Here is a 22,707-nt window from a genome sequence, read left to right as displayed (position 1 = left end):
CCATGCGGGCGACGCGAAGGTCGCGCCTGTCAAAAGCGCGACTTGCGCTGCGGTCCGGGATGGCTTGATATGATCACATCAATCCCGTGATGGAGTTCGTGATGGCGCGACCGACGATTGCCGATCTGGCCAAGGCTTCCGGCCTCAGCACGGCCACCGTGGACCGGGTGCTGAACGGGCGCCACAACGTGCGGCAGGAGACCGTGCGCCGCGTTCACGAGGCCGCTGAGGAGATCGGCTATCACGCGGCCAATGTGATCCGGCACCGGATGCTGGCCGACCGGCCCGAACTGCGCCTGGGCCTTGTTCTGCAAAAGCCCAAGCACCGCTTCTATCAGGACGTGCTGGCGATCTTTGAACAGCAGGCGCGGGCCAACACGCAGCGCCGCGTGCAGGTCGTGCCCCGGTTCGTGGACACGCCGCAGCCGCAGGAGCTGGCCGAGGTGCTGCTGTCGCTGAAGGGGCGGGTGGACGCGGTCGCGGCCACGGGACTGGATCATCACCTGGTGACGCAGGCCGTGCAGGCGCTGCGGACGGCCGGCGTGCCGGTCTATGCGCTGCTGTCGGATTTTGCCCAAGGCGTGCGGGAAAGCTATTTCGGGACCAACAACCTGAAGGTCGGTCGCATGGCCGGCTGGTTCATCTCGCGGCTGGCGCGGCAACCGGGAAAGGTCGCCGTCTTCATCGGCGGGTCGCGCTTTCACGGGCACGAGCTGCGCGAGACGGGCTTTCGCAGCTTCTTTCGCGATGCCGCGCCCCAGTTCCAGCTGCTGGACACGCAGATCAACCTGGAAACGCGCCAGCTGACCTACGAGGCGACGATGAACCTGCTGACCCGGAACGAGGATCTGGTCGGCCTCTACGTGGCCGGCGGCGGGATGGAAGGCGCGATCCAAGCCGTGCGGGAGCTGGATGCGGGGTCCCGCCTGGTGCTGATCGTCAACGAGCTGACCCCGGATTCGCAGGCCGGCCTGCAGGACCAGGTGCTGGACATCGTGCTGGGCACGCCGGTCCGGACGCTTGCGGCGGAACTGATCTCGATGGTCATCGGGACCTCTGAAAAGGGCATGGCGGAAATTCCCGGCCAGCGGTTCTTCCCAAGCGAGATCTGGACCCCCGAGAGCGAGTTCATGAGGTAATCGCATCATGCCTCCCTCACCTTTGCATCATCATTGATGTGATCGGGGCGGCAAATCCGTTGACCGATGAGGCGGTTTCGGGAATCTTCCTCTCAGCGGCGCAGGGGAGAGGCGCCGCACAGCACGACATTCCGATCAGGGTCCAGGACCGGCGCATGCGCCGGCCGGATGGCGGGTGCCCATGCTGGAGGCTGCACAAGGCGCGTCGGCGCCGCTTGAGGAGGAGATAGAAGGTGAAGACGTTCCTGATGACCACTGCCCTGGTGGCAAGCCTGGCCGGTGCCGCGACCGCCGAGAACATCGGCGTGTCCATGGCGCTGTTCGACGACAACTTCCTGACGGTTCTGCGTGGCGGGATGCAGGACTATGCTGCCGGTCTGGACGGGGTGACGCTGCAGGTCGAGGATGCGCAGAACGATGTCGGCCGCCAGCTGAACCAGATCCAGAACTTCGTGGCCTCGGGCGTCGATGCGATCATCGTGAACCCGGTCGACACCGACGCGACCATCGCCATGTCGAACCTGGCGGCCGAGGCCGGCATCCCGCTGGTCTATGTCAACCGCCAGCCGGTCAACGTGGACGAGCTGCCCGAGGGGCAGGCCTTCGTCGCCTCGGACGAGCTGGAATCGGGAACGCTGCAGACGCAGGAAATCTGCCGGCTGCTGAAGGAACAGGGCAAGGGCGAGGGCGCCCGTGCCGTGGTGATGATGGGCGAACTGTCCAACCAGGCCGCCCGCATCCGCACCCAGGACATCAAGGACGTGATCGCCACGGATGAGTGCAGCTTCATCGAGATCGTCGAGGAGCAGACCGCGATGTGGTCGCGCACCCAAGGCACCGACCTGATGACCAACTGGCTGTCGGCGGGCGTCGAATTCGACGCGGTCATCTCGAACAATGACGAGATGGCGATCGGCGCGATCCAGGCGCTGAAGACCTCGGGCGTCGCGATGGACGCAGTCGTCGTGGGCGGCATCGATGCGACGGCCGACGCGCTGGCGGCGATGCAGGCGGGTGATCTGGATGTGACCGTGTTCCAGAACGCCGCGGGGCAGGGACAGGGCGCGGTCGACGCGGCGCTGAAGCTGGCGCGCGGCGAAAGCGTGGAGTCCAAGGTCTATGTCCCGTTCGAACTGGTGACCCCGGCAAACCTCGCCGATTACCAGAAGTGATGACCCGCCGGGCCCGCCACCGCGCGGGCCCGGCCGTCACCAGGAGGATATCACGATGTTGGACGGAGCAGGCGCAGCCGCGCACCGGGCCTTTGCCGGGGAATTCATCCTCGAGGTCGACCATGTGCGCAAGGAATTCCCCGGCGTCGTCGCGCTGGACGACGTGCAGCTGAAGATCCGCCCCGGCACCGTCCACGCCCTGATGGGCGAGAACGGCGCGGGCAAGTCGACGCTGATGAAGATCATCGCCGGCGTCTACACGCCCGATCGCGGCGAGGTGCGCTTTGCCGGACGGCCGCTGGAGATCCGCACGCCGCTGGACGCGCTGAATTCCGGCATCGCGATGATCCATCAGGAACTGAACCTGATGAACACGATGACCGTCGCCGAGAACATCTGGATCGGCCGCGAGCCCAAGGGCACCCTGGGCCTGATCGACCACGCACGCATGGCCGCGATGACGCGCGACCTCTTCGCCGATCTGGGCATCCGCCTGGCGCCCGAGGACATGGTGGGCGACCTGACCGTGGCGCAAAAGCAGATGGTCGAGATCGCCAAGGCCGTGTCCTTCAATTCCGACGTGCTGATCATGGACGAGCCGACCAGCGCCATCACCGAGACCGAGGTGGAGCACCTGTTCCGCATCATCCGCGACCTGCGGGCCAAGGGCGTCGGCATCGTCTATATCACCCACAAGATGAGCGAGCTGTTCGAGATCGCCGATGAGCTGACCGTCTTTCGCGACGGCAAGTATATCGCGACGGTGGCCGCCCGGGACGTCACCCGCGACCAGATCATCAAGATGATGGTCGGCCGCGAGATCACCGACATGTTCCCCAAGATCGACTGCGAGATCGGCGAGACGATCCTGGAGGTCCGGAACCTGACCCTGCCCGGCGTCTTTGCCGATGTCAGCTTTGCCCTGCGCCGCGGAGAGATCCTGGGCGTGGCGGGCCTGGTCGGATCGGGCCGGTCGAACGTGGCCGAGGCCGTGTTCGGGGTGCGTCCCGCGACCAGCGGGCACATCCTGATCGACGGCATGGAGGTCGACATCAAGTCGCCCCCGGTCGCGATGCGCCACGGCATGGCCTTCCTGACCGAGGACCGCAAGGAGACCGGCTGTTTCCTGAACCTCGACTGCATCGAGAACATCCAGGTGGCGCTCCTCTCCAGCGGCAAGGTCGACAACCGCGGCTTCGTCAACCAGCGCGAGGTGAACCGCCTGGCCGAGGAATTCTGCGCGAAACTGCGCGTCAAGACGCCGAACCTGGCCGAGACGGTGGCCAACCTGTCGGGCGGCAACCAGCAAAAGCTGCTGATCGCGCGCTGGCTGCTGACGAAGCCGCGCATCCTGATCCTGGACGAACCCACGCGCGGCATCGATGTCGGCGCGAAATCCGAAATCCACCGGCTGATCACGCAGCTGGCCGCCGAAGGGGTGGCGATCCTGATGATCTCGTCCGAACTGCCCGAGGTGCTGGGCATGTCGGACCGGATCATGGTCATGCACGAGGGCCGTATCAGCGGTTTCCTGGACCGGGCCGAGGCCGACCAGGTGCGCGTCATGGAACTTGCGGCGAAATAGGGAGGAGGCCGTCATGGCAACACAAGCAATCGGCGGCGAACGCGCCGCACCCAAGGCGCATCGCAAGCTGCCCTCGGAACTGAACATCCTGCTGGTGCTGATCGGCATCGCCCTGGTCTTCGAGATCCTGGGATGGATCTTTCAGGGGCAGTCCTTCCTGGGCAACCTGAACCGGCTCAAGATCATGATCCTGCAGGTCTCGGTCATCGGGATCATCGCGGTGGGGGTGACGCAGGTCATCATCTCGGGCGGGATCGACCTGTCGTCGGGCTCGATCGTGGGGGCGGTGGCGATGGTCTCGATGAGCTTTGCGCAATCGGCCGAATATGCGCGCGCGGTCTATCCGGCGCTGACCGACCTGCCGGTGATCGTGCCGGTGCTGATCGGGCTGGCCTGCGGGGCGGTCGCGGGCTTCATCAACGGCTGGCTGATCGCCTATACCAAGATCCCGCCCTTCATCGCCACGCTTGGCATGATGGTCACCGCCCGCGGCTTCGCCAAATGGTACACCAAGGGCCAGCCGGTCAGCTTTCCGACCGACAGCTATGCGGCCCTAGGCGCGGGGATGATGCCGGTGGTGATCTTCCTTGTGGTGGCGGCCATCTTCCACGTGGCGATGAAATACACCCGCTATGGCAAGTACACCTATGCGATCGGCGCGAACCCGCAGGCCGCCCGCGTGTCCGGCATCGACGTCGAACGCCATATCGTCAAGCTGTACATCGTCGCGGCGACCCTGGCGGCGCTGGCCGGGATCGTGGTCGCGGCCCGGGGCCAGACCGCGCAGGCCGGCATGGGGATGATGTACGAACTGGACGCCATCGCCATGGCCGTCATCGGCGGCACCTCGCTGGCCGGGGGGCGCGGCTCGATCGTCGGCACCTCCATCGGGATGGTGATCTTTGGCGTCATCATCTCGGGTTTCACCTTCCTGCGGCTGGACGCCTATTACCAGGAGATGATCAAGGGCGCGATCATCGTCGCCGCCGTCGTCGCCGACACCTATCGCCAGAAAAAGCGCGTCAAGAAGACCTGAGGGCGCGCGCCCCCCCTTTGGCGGCCATCCCGATCCATGCGCAGCCATGGCCGGCATGGCCGTCCCCTTCCGGAGCCGATGAGTGATGAAACACACGCTTGACCCGCACATGATCCGCCACCTGTCGCTGGAGGAGACCTGCCGCAAGGTGGCCGACCTGGGATACGACCATGTCGAACTGTCGCCGCGCCCGGATTTCCTGTCCTGGTGGACGCGGCCCAAGGTCTGGCCCGAGCGGATCGCCAGCTTCAGGAAGGCGCTGAAGGATCACGGCCTCGGCCTGGCCACCCTGCAGCCGATGTACCGCTGGGCCAGCCCCTATCCCGACGAATGGGAGGCCGCGATCGACAACTGGAAGCGCGCGATCCAGATCGCGGTCGAGATGGACTGCCCGATGTTCGTCAGCGAATTCGGACGCGGCGGCAGCCCCGAGCGCAGCCTGAACGACCGCAGCGGCCTTCACCGCCCCGAGACCTGCGAGAACGCCTTCTTTCGCGCGATGGACATCCTGGTGCCGATCCTGGAACGCGAGGGGCTGGTCCTGTCGCTGGAGGCCCATCCCGAGGACTGGCTGGAAGAGATCGCCCCGGCCATGGACATCATCAGGACGATCAATTCCAAGGCCGTGAAGGCGTCCTTCATCGCCCCGCACACGTTCTTTTACGGTCCCGACATGGTGGCGAACCTGCGCGCGACCCAGGGGCATCTGGTGCATGTGCGGCTGGCCGACACCTATGACCACACCAAATCCTCCCAGCTTCGCTATGTCGTCAACCCGCCGGGTGCGAAGGTGCGCGTGCACCAGCACCTGGATTTCGGGCAGGGCGAGATCGACTGGGACATCTTCTTCGCCACCCTGGCCGACATGAAGTTCGACGGCGTCCTGTCGAACTGCGTCTTTGGGTGGGAGGACCGGGCCGAGGACAGCGCCCGCTTCATGCTGGACGAAACCAAGCGCTATGTCGCCACATACTGGAAATAGGAAGACGAACATGACCCTGAGGATCGGAGTCATCGGAACCGGCATGATCGGCCGCGACCACACCCGCCGCATTGCGCAGGTGCTGTCGGGCGCCCGGATCACCGCACTGAGCGATTACAACCCCGACGCGGCTCGCGCGGTGCAGGCCGACCTGGCACCCGATGCCAAGGTGTATGACAAGGGCGAGGACCTGATCGCCGCCGATGACGTGGATGCGGTGCTGGTCTGTTCGACCGGCGCGACCCATGAGGCCTATGTCCTGGCCGCCATCGCCGCCGGCAAGCCCTGTTTCTGCGAAAAGCCGCTGGCAACCACTGCGGACGGCGCCCGGCGCATCGTCGATGCCGAGGTGGCGGGCGGCAAGCGGCTGGTGCAGGTGGGCTTCATGCGCCGCTATGATGCGGGCTACCGGATGCTGAAGGAGGTCGTGGACAGCCAGATCGGCACGCCGCTGATGGTCCATGCCGCGCATCGCAATCCCACGGTGCCGGAGCAGTACGTGACGCCCATGGCGATCCACGACACGCTGATCCACGAACTGGACGTGTTCCGCTGGCTTCTGGATGACGACTACGTCTCGGCGCAGGTGGTGTTCCCGCGCAAGTCCAGCCATGCGCATGGCAAGCTGGCCGATCCGCAGATCGTCCTGCTGGAAACCGCGAAGGGCATCCGCATCGATGTCGAGATCTTCGTCAACTGCCGCTATGGCTATGACATCCAGTGCCAGGTCGTGGGCGAGGAGGGGTTGGCCAACCTGCCCGAGCCGATGGCCATCACCCTGCGCAAGAACGCCATGCGGCAGAACGCGATCATGACCGACTGGAAGGACCGCTTTGTCGACAGCTACGACGTCGAATTGGCCGATTTCATCAAGGCGGCGTCGCAGGGCACCGCTGCCGGTCCGTCCAGCTGGGACGGCTACGTGGCCGCCATCAGCTCGGACGCCTGCGTCGAGGCGCAGGAAAAGACCGGGCAGATCATCCCCATCACCCTGCCGGCCCGTCCGGCGCTGTACAGCTGAGACCGCCATGCGCTTTGCGATCAACCACATCTCAGCCCCGAAACTGCCGCTGGCCGAGTTCTTCGCGACGGTCCGCCGCCTTGGCGCGACCGAGGTCGAGATCAGGAACGACCTGCCCGACGTGCTGGGCCGCATGTACCCGGCCCAGGTGCGCGCCGAGGCCGAGCGCCAAGGTGTCACCATCCTGTCGATCAACGCGCTTTACCCCTTCAACGTCTGGTCGGGCGATCTGCCCGAGCGGGCGGTGAAGATGGCAGATTATGCGCAGGCCGCAGGCGCCAAGGCCTTGGTCATGTGCCCGCTGAACGACGGCACCGAGGTCGCCTTCGATGACCTCGTGGCGGCGCTCAGGGCGATGAAGCCGATCCTGGAGGACCGCGGCCTGACGGGCCTGGTCGAGCCCCTGGGCTTTCCGATCTCCTCCCTGCGCAAGAAATCCACCGCGATCGCGGCGATCAAGGCGGCGGGCGGAGAGGGTGTCTACAAGCTGATGCACGACACCTTCCACCACCACCTGGCCGGAGAGACCGAGGTCTTTCCCGAGTGGACCGGCCTTGTCCACATCTCGGGCGTGACGGACCCGGAGGTGGCGGTGGACGACATGCTGGACGCGCATCGCGTGCTGGTGGACGGGCAGGATCGGCTGGAGAACCTGCCGCAGATCAGGGCGCTGATGGCGGCGGGCTATGATGGAGCCTTCAGCTTCGAGCCCTTCGCGGCCGAGGTTCATGACGCAGCCGATCCGGAAGCCGCGCTGAAGACCAGCATGGATCACATTCGGTCCGGCCTGTGACCACGGCGGCGGGCGTTCGCGCCCGCCCTCATCTTGAAGGAGAGGCGGAATGAAGACGCTTGACGTGATCACCATCGGCCGGTCCTCGGTCGACCTTTATGGCCAGCAGGTCGGCGGGCGGCTGGAGGACATGGGCTCCTTTGCCAAGTATATCGGCGGCAGCCCGACCAATATCGCCTGCGGCACGGCGCGGCTGGGGTTGCGCTCGGCCGTGATCACGCGCGTGGGCGACGAGCATATGGGCCGCTTCATCCGCGAACAGCTGGTCCGCGAGGGCGTCGACGTGCGCGGCGTCGCTACCGACCCCGAGCGGCTGACCGCGCTGGTGATCCTGGGCATCCGCGACCAGGACAGCTTTCCGCTGATCTTTTACCGCGAGAACTGCGCCGACATGGCACTGTCCGAGGACGACATCGACGAGGACTTCATCGCCCAGGCACGATGCGTGCTGGCCACCGGCACGCATCTGTCGAACCCCCGCACGGAAGCCGCCGTCATGCGGGCGCTGGAGCTGGCGCGCAAGCACGGGGCGCGGACGGCGCTGGACATCGATTACCGCCCCAACCTCTGGGGCGTCGCGGGCCATGGCGCGGGCGAGAGCCGCTTTGTCGAAAGCGCCAAGGTCACGGCAAAGCTGCAGGCGACGCTGCATCTCTTCGACCTGATCGTCGGCACCGAGGAAGAGTTCCACATCGCCGGCGGCACGACGGACACGCTGGCCGCGTTGCGTGCCGTGCGGGCGGTGTCGGACGCGGTGCTGGTCTGCAAGCGCGGCGCCAAGGGGGCCGTCGCCTTCACCGGCGCCATCCCCGACAGCCTGGACGACGGCGAGGCGGGGCCGGGTTTCCCGATCGAGGTCTTCAACGTGCTCGGTGCGGGCGACGGCTTCTTCTCCGGCCTGCTGAAGGGCTGGCTGGACGGCGAGCCCTGGCCAAAGGCGCTGGAATACGCCAATGCCTGCGGCGCCTTCGCCGTCAGCCGCCACGGCTGCACCCCCGCCTATCCCAGCCTGGAGGAGCTGCGCTTCTTCCTGTCGCGCGGGGTGGTCCGCCCCGACCTCAGGAACGATGCCGCGCTGGAGCAGATCCACTGGGCCACCAACCGCCAGGGCCGCACGGGCGGCGACTGGTCCACGATGCGCGTCTTTGCCTTCGATCACCGGATGCAGTTGGAGGCGATGGAGGGCTACACGACCGCGAAGGGCGGCGCCTTCAAGCGGCTCTGCCTGGAGGCGGCGCTGACCGTTCAGGATGGGCAGCGCGGCTATGGCATCCTCTGCGACAACCGCATCGGACGCGAGGCGCTGCATGCGGCCTCCGGCACCGGCCTCTGGATCGGGCGGCCCTGCGAATGGCCGGGCTCGCGTCCCCTGGCACTGGAGCCCGAACTGGGCCCCGATTGCGGCGGGCTGGGCGAATGGGCGCGCGAGAACGTGGTCAAGGTGCTCTGCTTCTGCCATCCTGACGATGACGCCGCCCTGCGCGCCGAGCAGGAGGCCACCGTCGCGCGTCTCTATGCCGCGGCGCGCCGCAACGGGTTGGAGTTCCTGCTGGAGGTCATCCCGTCCAAGGTGGGACCCGTGGATGACGACACGACCGCAACCCTGATCCGCCAGTTCTATGCCGCGGGCATCTCTCCCGACTGGTGGAAGCTGGAGCCGCTGACCAGCCGCGCGGCCTGGCAGAAGGCCATCGCCGCCATCGAGGCGCATGACCGCCACACCCGCGGCATCGTGGTCCTGGGCCTGGATGCGCCCGTGGCCGAGCTGGCCGCCAGTTTCGAGGTCGCCGCAGGCTTTGACCTAGTCCGCGGCTTTGCAGTCGGCCGCACGATCTTTGGCCAGACTGCCCGCGACTGGCTGGCGGGGAGCATCAACGACGCAACGGCCGTGGCGCAGATGGCCGACCGCTATCGCCGCCTCTGCGGCCTCTGGGACGGGGCCCGTGCCGCCGCAAGGGTCGCGGCATGAACCGGCCCATTGTCACAGGAAACGCCCAACCCGCCCCGACGGATCACGTGAAAGGTGCAAGGATGAATGGCACGATCAGGCTGACGGCGGCGCAGGCCATGGTGCGCTGGCTCTCGGTCCAGATGACCGAGGAGGGCGAGCGCTTCATCGAAGGGGTTTGGGCGATTTTCGGCCATGGCAACGTGGCGGGCCTTGGCCAGGCGCTGCACGGGATCGGGGACGCCCTGCCCACCTGGCGCGGCCAGAACGAGCAGACCATGGCGCATGCGGCCATCGCCTATGCCAAGGGCAAGGCGCGGCGGCGGGCCCATGCGGTGACGGCCTCGATCGGGCCGGGATCGACCAACATGGTGACGGCCGCGGCGCTGGCGCATGTGAACCGGCTGCCGGTGCTGTTCATCGCGGGCGATGTCTTTGCGACACGGCGGCCCGACCCGGTGCTGCAGCAGGTGGAAAGCTTTGGCGATGGCACCGTCAGCGCCAACGACTGTTTCCGCCCGGTGGTGCGCTATTTCGACCGCATCACCCGGCCCGAGCATCTGCTGACCGCGCTGCCCCGCGTGCTGCGGGTGATGACCGATCCGGCCGAATGCGGGCCGGTCTGTTTGGCCTTCTGCCAGGACGTGCAGGCCGAGGCCCATGACTGGCCCGAGGCCTTTTTCGAGCCGCGCACCTGGCGCATCCGCCGGCCCGAGCCTGACGCGACCGAACTGGCCGAGGTCGCGGCGCTGATCCGGGGCGCCACGGCGCCGGTCATCGTCTGCGGCGGCGGCGTCATCTATTCGGGTGCCGAAGCGGCGCTGGCCGAATTTGCCGCCCGCCACAACATCCCCGTCATCGAGACCCAGGCCGGCAAATCGGCGCTGGCGCAGGGGCATCCGATGAACTTTGGCGCGGCGGGGGTCGATGGTTCGGCGGCGGCCAATGCCGCGGCGGCGGCGGCGGACCTGGTCATCGGCATCGGCACGCGGCTGCAGGACTTTACCACCGGCTCTCGCACGCTGTATCCGCAGGCGCGGCTGGTCAGCATCAATGTCCAGCCCTGCGACGCGGCCAAGCACGGCGCGATTGCCCTGGTCTCCGATGCGAAGGTCGCGCTGGAGAGGCTGACCCGCGCCCTGGGCGACCACCGTTTCGCCGCCGCCGATGCGGGGGCGCGGGCCGCCTGGCTAGCGGCGGTGGACATCCATTGCGGCGCACCGGTCGCTGAAGGCCTGCCCACCGATGCGCAGGTGATCGGGGCGGTGCAGAAGGCCGCGCCCGACGGCATCGCAATGTGCGCCGCAGGCACGATGCCCGGCGCGCTGAAGCTGCTGTGGCAGCCCAGCCAGCACGGCTATCACATGGAATACGGCTATTCCTGCATGGGCTACGAGGTGGCGGGCGCAATGGGGCTGAAACTGGCGCGCCCCGACCGCCATGTGCTGTGTTTCGTGGGCGACGGCAGCTACATGATGGCCAACAGCGAACTGGCCACGGCGGTGATGCGGCGCATTCCCTTTACCGTGATCCTGACCGACAACCGCGGTTATGGCTGCATCAACCGCCTGCAGATCAACTGCGGCGGGGCCGAGTTCAACAACATGTATGTCGATTGCAACGTCGCGGCGCAGCCGCAGATCGATTTCGTGGCCCATGCCGGCAGCATGGGGGCGCATGCGGTCAAGGCGCGCGATCTGGAGGACCTGCAGGCGCAGATCCGCGACGCCCGCAACCGCGACATCCCGACCGTGATCGTCATCGACACGACCGCGCGCCCGGGTCCGGGCGACGGGCTGGAGGCGGCCGGTCACTGGTGGGACGTCGCCGTGCCCGCCGCGGGCGACACCGACAACCTGAAACACGCCTATGCCCGGTATCTTGAACACGCCGCCCGGCAGGCCCTGACGAACTGAGGCATGACATGATCCTTTACGGCACCAATCCCATCGCCTGGGCCAATGACGACGACCAGAGCATCGGCGCGCATATCCCGACCGAACAGATCCTGCGCGAGGCGGGCCGCGAGATCGGCTTTGACGGCATCGAGAACGGCCACCGCTGGCCCGACGATCCGCAGGCGCTGAGGGCGCTGCTGGGCGGATACGGGCTGCGCTTCATCTCAGGCTGGTACTCAACCGAGCTGCTGACCCGTTCGGTCCAGGACGAGATCGCGGCGGTCCAGCCGCACCTGGCCAAGCTGAAGGCCAACGGGTGCAAGGTCTGCATCGTCTGCGAATGCTCGAACACGGTGCATGGCGATCCGGCAAAGGCGGTCAACGACCGGCCGCGCCTGACCGACGCGCAGATGTCCGGCTTTGGCGCGAAGATGGAGGAATTCGCGGCCTACCTGGCGGGGCAGGGCATCACGCTGGCCTATCACCACCACATGGGCACCGTGGTCGAGAGCCCGGCTGAGATCGACGCCTTCATGGCCGCGACCGGTCCTGCGACGCATCTGCTGTTCGATGCCGGGCATTGCACCTTTGGCGGCGGCAACCCTGAGGAGGTCCTGCGCCGGCACGCAGCGCGCGTTGCACATTTCCATGCCAAGAACATCCGCCGCCCGGTGACTGAGCGGGTGCGGGCCGAAAACCTGTCGTTCCTGCAGGGCGTCCTGGCCGGCGCCTTTACCGTGCCGGGCGACCCCGAGGGCGCGATCGACTTCCTGCCGCTGCTGCGGATCCTGGCCGATGCGGGCTATGACGGCTGGCTGGTGATCGAGGCCGAGCAGGACCCGGAATTGCGCGACCCGCTGCATTACCAGTCGATGGGGCTGAAGGCACTGAAGGCGGCCGCGGCCGAGGCGGGCCTGGACCAGAGCGTCGCGGCCTGAGGTAGGGGAGGGGGCCATTGTCCCCTCTTTCATTCCGGGCGCGGCCCGCTGGCAATCGGACAAGGAAAGGGCTGGACATGGCCGATCTTTTGCGCAGACCCTTTGGAACCCATGGCGAAGTGCATCGCATCACTCCGGCGGATGCGGGCTGGCGATATGTCGGCTTTTCCCTTTACCGGCTGCGTCCGGGGGAACGTGCCGCCGAGGCGACCGGCGAATGCGAGGTGATCCTGGTGATGGTCGAGGGCAAGGCGGGCATCCGCGCGGCCGGGCAGGACTGGGGCGTGCTGGGAGAGCGGATGGATGTCTTCGACAAGACGCCGCCGCATTGCCTCTATGTGCCGAACGGGCAGGATTGGGCGGCGGAAGCCGTCACCGACTGCGTGATCGCGGTCTGTTCGGCGCCGGGGCGGGGCGGCCATCCGGCGCGGCGGATCGGCCCGGACGGCATCACCCTGACCCAACGCGGCAAGGGCACCAACACCCGCCACATCAACAACATCGCCATGGAGGCCGAGGATTGGTGCGACAGCCTGCTGGTGACCGAGGTGTTCACCCCGGCCGGCCACTGGTCGTCCTATCCCAGCCACCGGCATGACGAGGACGATTTTCCGCGCATCACCTATCTGGAAGAGACCTATTATCACCGCCTGAACCCGGCCAAAGGCTGGGCGGTGCAGCGCGTCTATACCGACGACGGGTCGCTGGACGAGGCGATGGCCGTGCGCGACCATGATGTGGTGCTGGTGCCGCGCGGGCATCATCCCTGCGGTGCGCCCCATGGGTTCGAGCTCTATTACCTGAACGTCATGGCCGGGCCCCGCCGCAACTGGCGTTTCGTCCCCGCGCCCGAGGTCGAAGAGATCATCGCCCGCGACAGCTGAGGGCCGGTTCCGGCCCTAGCGCGCCGCGGCCGGGGCGCGGGTCGCCATGGTGGGAAGCATCGCCCGCAGCGCCGCGACCTGGCGCTGCAGGTCCTCCGCGTCGGCGCCTTCGGTTTGGGCACGGGCATCGGTCTCCAGTTGCGCAAAAGCCTTGTGCATCCGGCTGAAGCCGACCAGCGCCGCGGACCCGGCCAGCTGGTGCGACAGGCGCCACAGATCCTCGAAGCTGGACGGCTGATGCGCCATTTCCGACAGGCGGACCAAGCCATCATGCAGTTCGGCCAGGATGCGGTGCAGGATGACCTCGGCCCGATCGGGGCCGAGCGTGTCGGCCAGCATCGCCCGCGCCTGGGACAGCTGCGGGTCTTCGGCCCGGTGGTCGTGCGGGGTCTCGGCCACCGGCTCTGCCGCGTCCGGCCCTGCCCCGCGAAGGCTGGGGATGCCCGCAATGGCGGCCTCCAGCCTTTCCAGCGACAGGGGCTTGGTCAGGACGCCGGTCATGCCCGATTCCTCAAAATGCCGCAGATCCTCGGGCAGCGCATGGGCGGTCAGCGCGATGATCGGTGTGGCCGCATTCGGGCCGTCCTGGCGGATCTGGCGGGTGGCGCTGACCCCGTCCATGCGCGGCATGCTGATATCCATCAGGATCAGGTCGAAGGGCCGGGTCTGCGCCATCTGAACGCCCTCCTGTCCGTCACAGGCCTCGACGACGCGGCAGTGGCGCTGCTTCAGCATTTCGCGCACGATCAGGCGGTTGGTGGCATTGTCCTCGACCACAAGCACGTCCAGCTGCGACAGCATGGCCGCGCCGGGCTGGCCGGGCCCGTCAGGCGCACCATCGGCGGGCAGGGCGGGCGCCTGTTCGGGCAAGGTCAGGCGCACGCGAAAGGTCGATCCCAGGCCCGGCTGGCTTTCCACCCTCAGCTCTCCGCCCATCAGGGACGCCAGGCGGCGCACGATGCCCAGGCCCAGGCCGGTGCCCTCGACCACGCGGTTGTAGCTGGAGTCCAGCGTCACGAATTCGTCGAAGATCTTTTCCAGGTCCGCCGCCGCGATGCCGATGCCGGTATCCATCACCCGGAACTCGACCTCTCCGCTGGCGCCGCTGCGGTCGACCTGGACGGTGATGCGGCCGTTCTCGGTGAACTTGATCGCATTGCCGACCAGGTTCACCAGGATCTGCGACAGGCGGCCCGGATCGCCCAGCAGCATCGTCTGATGCGTGCCGATCATGCTGAGCGACAGAAGGTTGCCGCGCTGCTCGGCCTGCGCCTGCAGCCCGTCCAGCACGTCGGACACCACCTGGCTGGGGCAGAAGGGCTGGCTGGCCAGTTGCAGGTTGCCGCTGTCCACGCGCGAGATGTCCAGGACGTCGTTCACATGCGACAGCAGCATCCGCCCGGACCGCTCCATCACCTCCAGGTAATGGCGCTGCCTGGCATCGAGGCGGGTGGTCTTCAGCAGGTCCATGGTGCCCAGGACGCCGTTCAGCGGGGTGCGCATCTCGTGGCTCATCACGGCCAGCATCTTGGCCTTGGTGCGCTCTCCGGCGACGGCGTGGTCGCGGGCGCGGATCAGCTCCGCCTGTTCGCCCGCCCGGCGCGAGATGTCGCGCACGAAGGCCACCAGCACCGGACCGTAATGGCTGGCGGCGCTGGAGATCGCCACCTCGACCGGAAAGACCTCGCCCGACCGGCGCCGCGCCGTCGCCTCCAGCGGGTCGATGCGGACGCGGGTGCGGGGGTTGCGGCGCATCCGGTGCAGCAGTGCCTGGACCTTGCGGCGATGGCCCTCGGGCACGACTAGGTCGGTCAGCTTGGCACCGATCGCCTCGTCCGCGGAATAGCCGTACATCCGGCAGGCGGCCTCGTTAAAATCCAGGATGCGGCCGTTCGCCCCCGCCACCAGGATCGCGTCGATCGAGGTGCCGATCACCGCCTGCAGCCGGTTGCGGGTGGCCTCGGTGCTGGCGGCCTGGCGGCTGGAATTCCTGAACAGGATGGCCAGCGCCATCACCACCGCCAAAAGCGCCGCGAACAGGATCAGCACGATCAGCGCCAAGTCCGACAGCGCATCCGCCAGCTCGACCCGCTGGCGATCCAGCTTGCCGGCAAAGACGCGCACCCCGCTGAGCGACACCTTGCGCATGATCGCGCGCATCTCCTCGGCCGCGGCCAGGAACCGGGGCAGGGCCGCGACCAGCCGGTCGTCCGGCCCGTCGATCCAGACCATCGCGCGGTCGAGAAAGTCATAGGCCTTGGCCAGCGACGCGGCGGCCTCGGGGTCGGCACGCACGCGCTCGAACACTTCCGAAGTCCTCATCATGGTCAGCCGCGCAAAAAGGACATCAAAGCGCTGCCGCAGCTTGACCAGTTCGGCGGGTCGATCCTCGGGCGTGGCCAGGCTGGCCCTGTAGATGAAGGACATCATCGCCATGGTCTCGACCTCGCCCTGGGCCAGGGACCAGCGGGCGCTGTCGGTGTTGGCGGTGGCCAGTTCGTCGATCTTGGTGCGGGCGTCGGCGCTGATCAGCCAGATGGTCAGGGCCAGGATGCTGACGGACAGGAAAAAACCGCCCAGGACAATGTAAAATCTGCAGCGCATGCGTGCGTACCGAACCAAAATGTGGGGCAGGGCCGCAACGGGTCGCGGGCTCTGCGGGACGTGCAACGCGGCCAGGCCGCGCCGGTTGCTGCTGCCGCTCGGCCGGACCGGCGCGGACGCAGGCCGGACAAGGGGCAGGATCGGCCAGTCAGCGCCGGCAGCCGCCCTTCCCCCGGGAGCAGCCGGCAAGGGATTTTCCCATGTTCATCCGCAGGTTCTCCTTGCGCCCCGATCGTCCTCATTTTCCCACAGCCGGATTGATGGCGCGCGATAGAATAAGGCTAAACTGCGGTTCCAAAGGTATAGCCGCCCCTCCGAAGCGTGCAGCCGTCGGGCACGGTAGCGAGGATCCGGCTTCCGGAGGGCGCCGAACGTGGGCTTCTTGGGATTTTCGGCGGCCTCGGACCCGATCCAAGGGGGCGCCACCGCACCCTGCTTTTGGACTCGCGCCCTATCCTTTTGCGCACTCCATTTCCCGCGGGCAGCGGCTAGATTGAGGGCAAGACGAAAGGAAACGTGACATGCTTCGCACCATCTCGATCGGAAACTACATCTTCGTCCAAGGCATCTTCGAAGGCGCCGCGCTGGACGGAGACATCATGGTCCGCGTGGGCAGCCGCGTCTACCAGGGCAAACCGGTCGGCTGCTGAAGCACCAGGTTCAGGGCGCGTCCGGACCCCCCTTCGCGACGCGTCCTGATTTCGACAAGGGTCCGCAGAGGCCCGGTCGACGGCGGGATTGGCGGCTTGCTCCGCATGGCCTGGCCGTCAGAACCACAGGCGAATGACATGTGGCTTCGGTGCGCCCGTCCGGCAGGACGGGCGCACCTTTTACCATTGGGCCGCGGCCGCTGGACTGCCCTCACCGCCGGAATTCCACCAGCCAGCGCCGCAGGTCCAGATCGGCCGAAGGTCCGGCGCCAAAGATGCCCTGGTCCAGCTGGCCCAGCAGGCGCCCCTGCCGGGGGCTGGCCGCGCCACGCCAGGCGACATGCCGGGCGGCGGCGGCGCGCAGGGCGCGCAGATCGCCCGCGCGCACGGCCTGCTCCATTTCCGCCAGGTGCGGGCTGCGACGGAGGGCGCGCAGCAGGGGGGCAAGGCTGGGGATGCGGTCCCACAGGCAGGCCATCAGCGCCGCCCCGAAGGCCAGCGCCACAAGGCCGGTCAGGATCAGCCTGAACCTGACGCCATCGGCCTCGCGCGCGCCGAAATTGGCGCCGAACCCCGCAAAGCCGAAGGGGATGGGCTTCATCGGCGCCACCTCCATCTGGCGGCTGTCGGTGTCGAACCAGGGAAAGGCCACGGCGGGCAGGACCCCCGGTTCTCCGGTGCGGGGACGCAGCTGCCATTCCCAGACCACCCGCGACACCGGCCCCTGCGGCGTGGGGATCGTCTCGCGCAGTTCGGGCTGGGTAAAGCTGATCAGCCAGGGCTGCTGCAGGTCGGGGCGCGGCGGCAGGTGATGGGCCAGGGCGCCAAGCGCCTCGATGGTGACGCGGCGGGTCAGGACCTCGTCCTGCTGCAGCTTGCCGGGCTGGGCCGACAGCTCGTCCGTCAGCACCAGCGCATGCGCGGCCAGCGGCCGACGGTCGCCCGGAAAGGGCCGGACGGTGATCTGCGCCGGGGCCGAGGTGACGCTGCGCTTTTCCCGGACCCCCTTGTCCACCACATGCGTCAGGTCATGGGTGATCGCCGGCACGGTCAGCATCCCCGCCCGGCGCGGGAACAGCGCGATGTCGCGCTCAAAGACCTGAATCATCCGGCCGCCGATGCGTTCCTTGAACCACCGGTCGCGGTCGATCTGCATCCAGTCATAAGCGTCGGAATCGGGAAAGCGCAGGTCTTCCAGCGATACGGTCAGGTCGTATTCACCGCGCAGGGTCAGGCGCACCATCTCGGCCACGACGGGGTTGCCGTGATCGTGCAGGATCAGCAGCCGTGCCTCGCCGGGGGCCAGGGGGCGGGACGGCTCGGCCCGCAGCGGGCCCGCCAGCAGCACCAGCAGCAAAAGGGCCAGGCGGATCACCACGGGTCGCCCTCCTCGGGTCGGATCAGGCCCATCTGGGCGCGGCGCTCGTATTCGGCGCGGATGCGAAGGCGCAGGAACTCGCCCGGATCGTCGACGATGGTCTCCAGCCACTCGTCGCTGGCGGCCAAGCCGCGCGCGCCCAGGGGGCGGCGCCAGCTTTCGGCGGCGGCATTGGTCAGCGCGTTGCGGATCTCGTCGGCGGGGGCGGGCCGGCCGCCGCGTCCGATGATGCGGCCGGGAACGGTGCTGTCGCCGCGATGCGGGGGATACATCGTCGCAACCAGGTCGCGGTTGGCGCGGGCCTGTTCGTCGGCCGGATTGGCGAACAGCACCGCGTCGAAATAGGCCACCGACAGCGGGTAGTCGCCCGTCGCCGCCAGGCTGAGCCCGCGGTTGTAGGTCTGCGACCGACCCGCCTCGGCAAAGGCCGCGTCGGCCTGGGCATGAAGGCCCTGACGATACAGCGCGATCCCCCGCGCCGCCGGGTCGTCCAGCATCATCAGCATGACCGGGTCCCAGCCCAGCCGCAGGGCCAGCGCGCCGATCCCCGCCGGTCCCGCCAGCCCCAGCAGCAGCGCCGCCAGCGCCAGCAGCGCGGCCCCCACCCTCACCGCTGCCTCCGCAGCATCATCAGCAGGGGAAGCGCCGCCAGGGCGGCCAGGAACGGCCCCAGGTCGCGATAGCCAAGCGCCTTCAGCGCCGGATCGCGCAGCTGGTCGCCGCCCTCGCGCAGGCGTGTGGCCAGGCGGTCGGCTTCGTCCGCCTCCATGACCCGGCCGCCGCCGCGTGCCAGCCGGGACAGCGCATCGGGCGGGGGCAGGGGCGCGCCTTGGGCCAGCGCGTCCAGCCGCAGGCCCCAGATCCGCACGCCAAGCGCCGCCAGCCGGTCGGCCTCGGCCAAGGCCTGGCGGTCCACGCCGCCGCCGTCCGAGATCAGGACCAGGTCCGCGCGCTGTGGATCGGACAGCATCTGGGCGGCCATGCCGATGGCTGCGGCCGGGCGGCTGCCCTTGCCGGGCACCGTCTCGGCGTCGAGAACCGCCACCAGCGTTTCCAGCGCGCGTGGATCGGTGGTCGGGGCCGAGGCATTGTAAGCCTCGCCGCCATAAAGGATCAGCCCCACCGGCCGGCCGGCCAGCCCCTGCAGCAGCGCCGCGCTGGCCTGCTGCGCCGCCGACAGCGCCGCGCCCCCGGTGATCGAGGGCGACAGGTCCACCGCGATCAGCACCGTGTCGGTGCGCGCCAGCACCGGCATGTCGACCCGGCGCATCCCCGGACCCGCCAGCCCCAGGATCAGCGCCAGCAGCGCCGCAAGGGGCAGCATCTGCGCCCAGCCCCGCGCGGTTCCGGTGATCGCCCCCATCGCCTGCATCGCGGCCAGCATCTGCGGCGGCATCACGTCCTCCCAGCCCCCGGCCGACGGCGTGCGCAGAACCCGCCACAGCGCCAGCGCCGCCCAAGGCAGCAGGGCCGCAAGCCACCAGGGGCGCAGCAGGATCAGGCTGCCCATCGGCGCTGCCCCCAGCCCGCCAGCGCCAGCAGCGCCGCCGCCGCCGCGGCGGGCCAGATCCAGAGCTGCTGCCAATAGCGCAGCGGCGGGCGCTCGCCGGGGTTCGGCTCCAGCCGGTCCAAGGCCTCGGTCATCGCCTCTAGGTCTTGGGCCTGCCGGACGCGGAACATCTGCCCCTGGGCCAGTTCGGCGATGCTGCGCAGCGTCGCGACATCGACCGCGTCGCGGGAGGTGGGCATGTTCTCCAGATCCTCGGGGCCCAGGGCGATGGTGTGGATGCGGATGCCGTGGTCGGCCGCCAGCCGCGCCACCTCGGTCGCCTGCACGCTGCCCGAGGTGTCGACGCCGTCCGACAGCAGGATGGCCACGCGGCCCGGCGCGTCGCTGGCGTCCAGCCGCCGGATCGCCAGGCCCAGGCCGTCCGCGATCGCCGTGCCGCGCCCCGAAATGCCGATCTGCGCCTCGTCGATGGCCTGCGCGACCGCGCCCAGGTCAAAGGTCAGCGGCGCCGCCACATAGGCGCGCCCGCCAAAGATCACCAGCCCGATCCGGTCCCCCCGCCGCGATGTGACAAAGCGCACGGCGGTGCGCTTGACCGCCTCCAGCCGACTGAGCGCCTGACCGTCCAGCTGGAAATCCTGCTGCTCCATGCTGCCCGACAGGTCCAGCGCCAGCATGATGTCGCGGCCGCTGGCGGGGGTGACATCGGCCACCCGCTCGACCCGCGGGCCGGCCAGCGCCACCACCAGCAGCACCCAAGCCACCGCGGCCAGCCAGGGTCGGGGCGGGCGGTCCGCCCGCTGTCCGGGCCGCAGCGCCGGCACCAGATAGGCGGGCAGGCGCAGGGCCGGTTGCGGGCGCGTGACGGGCGGGGCCCACCAGCGCAGCAGCAGGGGCAGGGGGATCAGCAGCAGCAGAAGGGGCAGCGCCAGGCTCATCGGCGCAGGCCCCGGACCAGTCGCGTCAGCCGGGCGCGGCGGGCGATGCGCTCGATACGCTCATCCGATGGCGGCGTGGCGGCGCCGTAAGCCGCGTCGTGAAGGGGCGGGGGCAGGTGGCCCAGGTGCCGCGCCAGGGCCAGCATCCGCTGCGGCACCGGCAGGGCGCGCAGCTGGGACAGGCGCAGGCGGTTGCGCGGCGCGCGGCTGCGGGTGAAGGGCAGGATCAGCGCGGCGGCCAGCACGCCCGCCGCGAGCCCCAGGCCCAGCAGGGCCAGCAGCTCGGGCAGGGACAGCCAGGCCATGCCGGTGGGCAGGCGGGCGGGGGCCAGCTGCTGCAGCATCTCCTCATGGGTCATGGCGCGACCTTCAGGGCCGTCGCGCCCATGGCGGCAAGCCGCGCGATGTGGTCGCCCAAGTCGACGGGCGCCAGCCGCGCGACCAGCGGCCGCCCCTCCAGCGCCACCGGCATCGCGCGGGCAGGCGGCGACACGTCCAGCGGGTCCAGCATCAGCGCGACCTCCAGCCTGCGGCCGCGGGCCAAGCGGGTCAGCAGGGCATCGGCGCCCGCGCAGCCGTCTGGCGCGGTGGCCAGCAGGATGCGCGCGCCCGGCGGCGCCAGGCGGGCGGCCAGGGCCAGCGCCTCGGTTAGCGGCAGGTCGGGACCGGGGTCGTCCAGCGCCGCCCGGTGGCGGTCGGCCATCATCGTGCAGATCGCGGCCATCTGCGCATCCCCGGCACCGGGCGGGATCGACAGGACCTGCCCCGCGCCCATCGCGACCAGACCGACTGCGCCCTGACGCGCCACCGCCTGCCAGCCCGCATGCGCCAGGTGCCGCGCCGCCGCGACCGAGCGCAGCTGCGGCCCCGTCCCCCACAGCATCGCGGGACGGAAGTCGGCGATCAGCAGGGTGATGTCATCGCGATCCTCGTGCAGCGCGCGGACATGGGGGCGGCCGGTGCGCGCGGTGGCGGAGGGGTCCAGCCGGCGCGGGTCGTCGCCGGGGACATAGGCGCGGATCTCTCGCAGGTCCATGCCGCTGCCGGGCAGGCGCGACGGCGCGACGCCGGCCCTGCGGGTGGCCGGGCGGTGCCGCGCCGCACCGTAAGCCTCGTCGCGCAGCGCCAGCAGGTCCTGTGCATCCAGCCGGATGCCCGGGGCCTGGCGCCAGCGCGGCGCCCCTACCACGGCCGGATCGCCTGCAGCGCCTCGGCGATCAGCGACCGGCCATCGCGGCCCTCGCTGGCGGTTTTCCAGGTCGGGACCAGCCGGTGGGCCAGCGCGTCGGCGGCCAGCGCCTCGGCATCCTCGGGCAGGCCATGATCGCGGTTGTGCAGCCAGGCCCGCGCCCGGACCGCCGCCGCCAAGGCCAGCGTGCCACGCGGCGAGACGGGATGTTCGACCGCCTCCGCCAGCAAGCCGCCGCGCCGCGTGGCCACCACCAGGCGGATGATGAAATCCTTGAGCACCGGCGCCAGGTGGATGCCCGCAACCTCGGCACGGGCGCCGGCCAGCGCCTCGGGCGACAGGCGATCCGTGGCAAGGGGCGGGGCCGCGCGCCCTTCGGCCTCGACCAGGTCCAGGATCGCCAGCTCGGCCTCGGCATCGGGCAGGTCCAGCCGCAGGTGCAGCAGAAAGCGGTCCAGCTGCGCCTCGGGCAGGGGAAAGGTGCCCTCGTGCTCGATCGGGTTCTGGGTCGCGACGACCATGAAGGGCTGGGCCAGCGGACGGGTGATGCCGGCGGTCGTCACCTGCCCCTCGGCCATGGCCTCCAGCAGGGCTGACTGGACCTTGGGCGGGGCGCGGTTGATCTCGTCCACCAGCACCAGGTTGTGAAAGATCGGGCCGGGCAGAAAGTCGAAGCGCCCCGTTTCTGGGCGATAGATCTGGCTGCCGGTCAGGTCCGAGGGCAGCAGGTCGGGCGTGCACTGGATGCGGGCATGTTCCCCGGGCAGGCGCGCGGCCAGCTGCTTGACCGCGCGGGTCTTGGCGATGCCGGGCGGGCCTTCCAGCAGCACATGGCCGCCGACCAGAAAGGCGATCAGCAGCCGCTCGACCAGCCAGTCATGGCCGATCAGCGTGGCCGAAACCTCGTCCGCCAGCGCCCTGACGCTGTCGCGCGCGGCAAAGGCCTGCGCAGGTTCGTGACCCATGGGCGTCTCCCTTTTGCCTGCGCATCGTGCAGCCAGCCGGCCCGCCATTTCCAGAGCCTCGTGGCCTTCTGCCACCA

20 protein-coding genes are annotated in these 22,707 nt (G+C 69.0%); 12 read left to right on the top strand and 8 right to left on the bottom strand.

Going from position 1 to position 22,707, the window contains the following annotated elements; all coding sequences use genetic code 11:
* Positions 1–101 precede the first annotated feature (101 nt).
* From ACNR9W_RS11465 to iolB, 11 genes are all read left to right on the top strand, one after another.
* Complete coding sequence (locus ACNR9W_RS11465) at positions 102–1,139, top strand: LacI family DNA-binding transcriptional regulator (protein ID WP_419267169.1); 1,038 nt, start codon at positions 102–104, stop codon at positions 1,137–1,139.
* Positions 1,140–1,372: 233 nt separating this feature from the next.
* Positions 1,373–2,311, top strand: coding sequence for a sugar ABC transporter substrate-binding protein (locus ACNR9W_RS11460; RefSeq protein ID WP_419267170.1), 939 nt, complete (start codon positions 1,373–1,375; stop codon positions 2,309–2,311).
* Between the two features lie 55 nt (positions 2,312–2,366).
* Positions 2,367–3,896 (top strand): sugar ABC transporter ATP-binding protein, encoded by a 1,530-nt coding sequence (locus ACNR9W_RS11455; RefSeq protein WP_419267171.1) that lies wholly within the window; start codon positions 2,367–2,369, stop codon positions 3,894–3,896.
* Between the two features lie 13 nt (positions 3,897–3,909).
* Positions 3,910–4,932, top strand: a complete 1,023-nt coding sequence (locus ACNR9W_RS11450; RefSeq protein ID WP_419267172.1) for an ABC transporter permease — start codon at positions 3,910–3,912, stop codon at positions 4,930–4,932.
* Between the two features lie 85 nt (positions 4,933–5,017).
* Complete coding sequence (locus ACNR9W_RS11445) at positions 5,018–5,914, top strand: sugar phosphate isomerase/epimerase family protein (RefSeq protein WP_419267173.1); 897 nt, start codon at positions 5,018–5,020, stop codon at positions 5,912–5,914.
* A gap of 10 nt (positions 5,915–5,924) precedes the next feature.
* Positions 5,925–6,935 (top strand): Gfo/Idh/MocA family protein, encoded by a 1,011-nt coding sequence (locus ACNR9W_RS11440; protein ID WP_419267174.1) that lies wholly within the window; start codon positions 5,925–5,927, stop codon positions 6,933–6,935.
* Between the two features lie 7 nt (positions 6,936–6,942).
* Positions 6,943–7,728, top strand: coding sequence for a TIM barrel protein (locus ACNR9W_RS11435; RefSeq protein ID WP_419267175.1), 786 nt, complete (start codon positions 6,943–6,945; stop codon positions 7,726–7,728).
* 49 nt (positions 7,729–7,777) lie between these two features.
* Entirely contained in the window at positions 7,778–9,697 is a 1,920-nt protein-coding gene (locus ACNR9W_RS11430; RefSeq protein ID WP_419267176.1) for a bifunctional 5-dehydro-2-deoxygluconokinase/5-dehydro-2-deoxyphosphogluconate aldolase, read from the top strand.
* A 62-nt stretch (positions 9,698–9,759) separates the two neighbouring features.
* Entirely contained in the window at positions 9,760–11,592 is a 1,833-nt protein-coding gene (iolD, locus tag ACNR9W_RS11425; RefSeq protein WP_419267179.1) for a 3D-(3,5/4)-trihydroxycyclohexane-1,2-dione acylhydrolase (decyclizing), read from the top strand.
* Between the two features lie 8 nt (positions 11,593–11,600).
* The gene (gene iolE / locus ACNR9W_RS11420; RefSeq protein WP_419267181.1) at positions 11,601–12,512 is read left to right on the top strand and encodes a myo-inosose-2 dehydratase; all 912 of its coding nucleotides are present in this window, start codon (positions 11,601–11,603) and stop codon (positions 12,510–12,512) included.
* Positions 12,513–12,589: 77 nt separating this feature from the next.
* On the top strand, positions 12,590–13,396 hold the full coding sequence (gene iolB / locus ACNR9W_RS11415; RefSeq protein WP_419267183.1) for a 5-deoxy-glucuronate isomerase: 807 nt from the start codon (positions 12,590–12,592) through the stop codon (positions 13,394–13,396).
* A 15-nt stretch (positions 13,397–13,411) separates the two neighbouring features.
* Here the strand turns inward: iolB and ACNR9W_RS11410 are convergent, their stop codons facing one another.
* Positions 13,412–16,000, bottom strand: a complete 2,589-nt coding sequence (locus ACNR9W_RS11410; RefSeq protein ID WP_419267184.1) for a hybrid sensor histidine kinase/response regulator — start codon at positions 15,998–16,000, stop codon at positions 13,412–13,414.
* 521 nt (positions 16,001–16,521) lie between these two features.
* On the opposite strand from ACNR9W_RS11410, the gene ACNR9W_RS11405 reads away from it, so the two are divergent.
* On the top strand, positions 16,522–16,650 hold the full coding sequence (locus ACNR9W_RS11405) for a hypothetical protein (protein ID WP_419267185.1): 129 nt from the start codon (positions 16,522–16,524) through the stop codon (positions 16,648–16,650).
* 211 nt (positions 16,651–16,861) lie between these two features.
* On the opposite strand, the gene ACNR9W_RS11400 is transcribed toward ACNR9W_RS11405, so the two are convergent.
* Genes ACNR9W_RS11400 through ACNR9W_RS11370 form a run of 7 tightly spaced genes read right to left on the bottom strand, consistent with a single transcriptional unit; the run spans position 16,862 to position 22,630 of the window.
* Entirely contained in the window at positions 16,862–18,028 is a 1,167-nt protein-coding gene (locus ACNR9W_RS11400; protein WP_419267186.1) for a hypothetical protein, read from the bottom strand.
* Positions 18,022–18,639: a hypothetical protein gene (locus ACNR9W_RS11395; protein ID WP_419267187.1), complete on the bottom strand. Its 618-nt coding sequence runs from the start codon at positions 18,637–18,639 to the stop codon at positions 18,022–18,024. The genes ACNR9W_RS11400 and ACNR9W_RS11395 overlap by 7 nt, the downstream gene beginning before the upstream one ends.
* Positions 18,636–19,613: a VWA domain-containing protein gene (locus tag ACNR9W_RS11390; RefSeq protein WP_419267188.1), complete on the bottom strand. Its 978-nt coding sequence runs from the start codon at positions 19,611–19,613 to the stop codon at positions 18,636–18,638. The genes ACNR9W_RS11395 and ACNR9W_RS11390 overlap by 4 nt, the downstream gene beginning before the upstream one ends.
* Positions 19,526–20,476, bottom strand: a complete 951-nt coding sequence (locus ACNR9W_RS11385; protein ID WP_419267189.1) for a VWA domain-containing protein — start codon at positions 20,474–20,476, stop codon at positions 19,526–19,528. Before ACNR9W_RS11385 ends, ACNR9W_RS11390 begins: the two co-directional genes overlap by 88 nt.
* Positions 20,473–20,835 (bottom strand): hypothetical protein, encoded by a 363-nt coding sequence (locus tag ACNR9W_RS11380; protein ID WP_419267190.1) that lies wholly within the window; start codon positions 20,833–20,835, stop codon positions 20,473–20,475. The genes ACNR9W_RS11385 and ACNR9W_RS11380 overlap by 4 nt, the downstream gene beginning before the upstream one ends.
* The gene (locus ACNR9W_RS11375; RefSeq protein ID WP_419267191.1) at positions 20,832–21,665 is read right to left on the bottom strand and encodes a DUF58 domain-containing protein; all 834 of its coding nucleotides are present in this window, start codon (positions 21,663–21,665) and stop codon (positions 20,832–20,834) included. The genes ACNR9W_RS11380 and ACNR9W_RS11375 overlap by 4 nt, the downstream gene beginning before the upstream one ends.
* Positions 21,659–22,630, bottom strand: a complete 972-nt coding sequence (locus ACNR9W_RS11370; RefSeq protein ID WP_419267192.1) for an AAA family ATPase — start codon at positions 22,628–22,630, stop codon at positions 21,659–21,661. Before ACNR9W_RS11370 ends, ACNR9W_RS11375 begins: the two co-directional genes overlap by 7 nt.
* Positions 22,631–22,707 lie beyond the last annotated feature (77 nt).

Origin of the sequence: Paracoccus sp. T5, from assembly GCF_048538155.2 — a bacterium.
Lineage (GTDB): Bacteria > Pseudomonadota > Alphaproteobacteria > Rhodobacterales > Rhodobacteraceae > Paracoccus.
This window is presented reverse-complemented; position numbering and strand designations above follow the sequence as displayed.